At 62.4% G+C, this 3,981-nt stretch carries 4 protein-coding genes; 1 reads left to right on the top strand and 3 read right to left on the bottom strand.

Going from position 1 to position 3,981, the window contains the following annotated elements:
• Positions 1 to 338: 338 nt before the first annotated feature.
• Positions 339 to 983, bottom strand: a complete 645-nt coding sequence (locus ACZDYF_RS18750; protein WP_475061284.1) for a hypothetical protein — start codon at positions 981 to 983, stop codon at positions 339 to 341.
• Positions 984 to 1,485: 502 nt separating this feature from the next.
• Here ACZDYF_RS18750 and ACZDYF_RS18745 point away from each other — a divergent pair.
• A complete protein-coding gene (locus ACZDYF_RS18745) occupies positions 1,486 to 1,860 on the top strand; it encodes an ATP-binding cassette domain-containing protein (protein ID WP_475061282.1) in 375 nt (124 codons plus the stop codon).
• A gap of 217 nt (positions 1,861 to 2,077) precedes the next feature.
• On the opposite strand, the gene ACZDYF_RS18740 is transcribed toward ACZDYF_RS18745, so the two are convergent.
• Entirely contained in the window at positions 2,078 to 2,524 is a 447-nt protein-coding gene (locus ACZDYF_RS18740) for a hypothetical protein (RefSeq protein WP_475061279.1), read from the bottom strand.
• A partial coding sequence (locus ACZDYF_RS18735) for an RHS repeat-associated core domain-containing protein (RefSeq protein WP_475061276.1) occupies positions 2,514 to 3,981 on the bottom strand: 1,468 nt, incomplete at its 5' end. The genes ACZDYF_RS18740 and ACZDYF_RS18735, both read right to left, overlap by 11 nt.

Below are 3,981 nucleotides of genomic sequence, written 5' to 3'. Positions count from 1 at the left end.
CCGACTGACCCGCGAGACCGGTGCAGCGACCATCGTGGTCACCCACGACGAGGCGACCCTCGCCACGGTCGACGCCCGCGTGCACCTGGCGGACGGACGGCTTATGGTGACAGCTGAAGTCACAGCGGATGCCTGAGCGGATCCGGGAGCCCTCCTGGATCGGCAGGGAGGGTGCGCGAGACGTCAAGCAGACCGAACGCACGCCTCTTCCCACTCGAAGCGGCTCAGCAAGAATGTAATTCTGCCTTGACGACCCGTCATTCACTCAACCTGGCTTCTAGCCGTAAAGCGACGGTCTGGCGAGCCGCCGACACAAAGAGTCCGAGAACATGCCACCGCTATCTATCAGCAACCTTTCTCGCCACGATCTGTCGCATTTGGCCCAGGTATGGCATCCCCTCTTGCTCGGCACGCATTGCAAGATCGCGAAATACTATGTTCTCATCAGCACCGATGGTGTCGGAAAGCAGATTTATGTCGCGCACTTGCTGTCCGTAGTGAACCGACACTTCATCCGAAGAGACAACACCTCCGGAGGCGTCAGCCCGCCATTCTGCCCAGACCAGGTCAACCTCGATAGCCGCCGCCAGAGCATCGAACACAGATTCTCGAGCCCCGGAAGCCATCGCGTTCAACGCGAGAACCGCTGTCGAAATCGATTCGATCGACAAGCTCTCCGCCAGGCCAAAGTCATCAACGCCATTGATCAGTTCAAGGTCCTTTTCGGCCAGGCCAACAGCTTCATCGACCTTACGCCCTAGGCCGCCCTGCGAAACGCCTGGCCTACCACGAAGCACGCGCCACGCCTGAACCATCGCGTCATGAACTACACCGTGCCCCTTGGCCCCGAAAGGCCCTTCAGAGTACGCCTGGTAGATAGGCAGCGTTCGATGGGCCGCAGCCAGGGCAAGGGCGTTCGCCCTTGGCAAGGAAAGCGTGTTGCAGGCATCTCGGACGAAATCAATCGATTCTGTAGTGAGCATTGATAACCTCTCTTGCATTTCGCGAAATCATCCCCCGAAGAGCGAGGTCCAGGTTGCCGTCCTAGGAGTCAAGATCGTAGCCCCGCCACGGAGTAGTAGCGGGTCGCCTTGAGGTCACCGCCCTTGGTCAGTGTGCGCACCTGCCTGCCCGGCAGGTGGATGATGATCGCCCCGTCCTGGCGTCGCACGAGCCGGTCACCCTCGGGTGCGTCGAGGTAGTCGACAGTGACCTTGCCGGCCTCCGTGACAGTGTCGAGCTTGCCCTCGGCGTCCCAGGCGAGCGTCTGGACCAGCTGCCCGGCGACAGCGCGAGTCGAGGGTGTCGACGTTGCCGGCGGCGACGACGGCTTGGCGGCCGGGCGTTCGACGGCTCGCCGTTCGGGTGCCTCGCGGCACGCCTCGTCGGACGTCTCGTCGCAGGCCGCGCGGCTGCGGCGCGACCGGATCGGGATCGTCTTCCAACAGTTGCAGCTCGTTCACCGCGCTCGAGAACCTCGAGCTCATGAGCCACCTGCGCGGCGAGCGGCCCTCGACGCACCGCGACCGGGCGCTCGACCTGCTCGACGCCGTCGGCCTCCGCGACCAGGCCGCCAAGCGACCCGGCCAGCTCTCCGGCGGACAGCGTCAGCGTGTCGCGATCGCCCGCGCCCTCATGAACCACCCTGAGGTCCTGCTCGTCGACGAGCCCACCTCGGCGCTCGACCACGAACGCGGCGTCCAGATCATCAAGCTCGTCACCCGGCTCACGCGCGAGACCGGTGCCGCGACCATCGTGGTCACCCACGACGAGGCGACGCTCGACACGGTCGACGCGCGCGGGCACCTGGCGGACGGGCGACTCGTGACGGCTGAGAAAGCGACGCCGGGCACGTCATGATTCGACTCGCTACTGGCTACACGGCACGGTAGTTCGAATTGAGAATCATAAGCACGGAATCTGGCGATCCAAGAATTCAACCAATCGTCCCGGACCCCCTCCTCTCCCGCCCCACGTCGAGCAAGCATGAAGCACACTGCTGCAATTGCGCACTACCATTGACTCGGCGAGCGGTCTCGACTCCATGCACGGTTCAAGCACAAAAAACAACCGTTCACTACTTGGGCAAAAACTCCAAGAGAGGTGGCAACAATCGCTGGTCCATGCTTTCCATTGTCATCACCACACGCTTCCCTGTGGTCATCCCGAGCCAAGTCATGAATTTCTCAAGCGAAGCAAAGGAACTCTCTCCCGTTATGTCCCGCGGGTCGAAGGTGAACTCGACCCGCTCCGGGTCGAAGAAGTAGCAAGAAAACAGTACTTCATCTACGCGAACCGACATCGCGGCGGATATCTCGCCATCAACAGCGAGCCGGTCGAATAGCTCAGACACGCTTTCCAGGACGTCCACCTCACCGTCGGGCAGGATGAGACGAAAACACACGGCCCAACCAGAGCGCGAGAGCGCGGAGATCAGCAATTCCCAGTCCCTGACACCTGTATCGAAGACACAAATATCACGCAGCGCACCGTCTACCTCAAAATCTTCAGCCCTATAGCGCACACTCTCTACCCTTCAGGAGATCTCCTCTACTACAAGAAGCCCTCGAAAGAAACTTGATCCCCGCGCATGCTCCATCGTGCGCCCCAGCCCCAGGGATCCTAATATCTCTGGTGAACATACCATAGTGTGCCGATGCGAACGAGACAACGTCCGTCGCGTTCGGGTTCGTTAGAATTTCCTGAATCACTTCGTCGGCAACTTCGGATTTCTGCAAGTTGTTCAATTTTCCGAAGTCATACCGCGCAACATGCTCTTCGCCGCGTTTGGCAATATTCGCGACGCTGGTATCGCCATGCTTTTGGAGCGCACGACCAGCGGACGTCAACTGCCCCTTCATGGGTGCCACGGCGATCGCATGAAGCTCATCTGCGCCAGCAACACTAACAGGAGAGGGCTTTGGCGCAGACGCGGCCGCGGCTGCCGATTTTTGTGGGGAATTTGACACGTTCGTTGAGGTAGTGGGCGTCGATACCGGTTTCTTTGCCGTGAATGTCCGGGAGACCGCGGCGCGGATGCTGGTCGAGGCCTTGCCCAGCGCTGGCGTGAGCAGCTTTGCGCCAGCTCCGCCGATGTAGCCCAGAGCCCCGCCCATGACGGTGTCGCGAGCGAACCCCGCCAAGGAGAACTTCTGGGTCTTCTGGACCTTGCTCTTCCAGAGGTTGGTGGCGGCACCACTCGCGGCACCGCCGAGGGCCATGCAGCCCAGGCTTCCGGCACCTGCCGTGACGGCCAGGCAGCCGGAGGTGACGACGACGCCCACGACGGCACCGACGATCTCACCCTGGTGCTTCTTGATGAACTTGTTGCCGGACTTGACGGTGTTCTTGAGCCACTTCCCGGCCCCCTTCCAGGACAGCAGCCCTGTGGGGTCCGAGTACGTCACCGGGTTGTTGTCGGCGTAGGCGTACGCTGACCACTGCTGCGGATCGGTGAGGTCCATGATCGGATCGACCGAGATGAACCTGCCGAGCTGCGAGTCGTAGTATCTGGCCCCGACGCTGGTCAGACCGGTCGAGTCGACCGGCTTCCCGAGGAAGCCCTTGTCGTCGACCCAGCTCGTCGGCGAGGTGCCGCGCGCGTTCCCGTAGGGGTCGTGGTAGCGACGCGTGACCTGCTGGGTCGCGTTGTTGACCGTCATCTCGGCGGTCCCGTGGTGGTCCGCGACGAGAGTGTCGACGCCCGCAGCCCCCACACCGGTGCGCACGGCGACGGTCTGCCCCGCCAAGGAGTAGTAGCGGGTCGCCTTGAGATCCCCGCCCTTGGTCAGGGTGAGTTCCTGCCCGCCCGGCAAGTAGATGGTGGTCGCCCCGTCCTTGCGTCGCAGGAGCCGGTCGCCCTCGGGCGTATAGAGGTAATCGACCGTGACTGTCCCGGCCCCGGCCCCGGTGACGGTGACGGTGACGGTGACGGTGACAGTGACAGTGACGGTGACGGTGACGGTGACGGTGACGAGCTTG

Source organism: Oerskovia sp. PE-21s (assembly GCF_056158145.1).
Note: the sequence above shows the minus strand (reverse complement) of the source record. Positions and strands in the feature narration are given on the sequence as shown.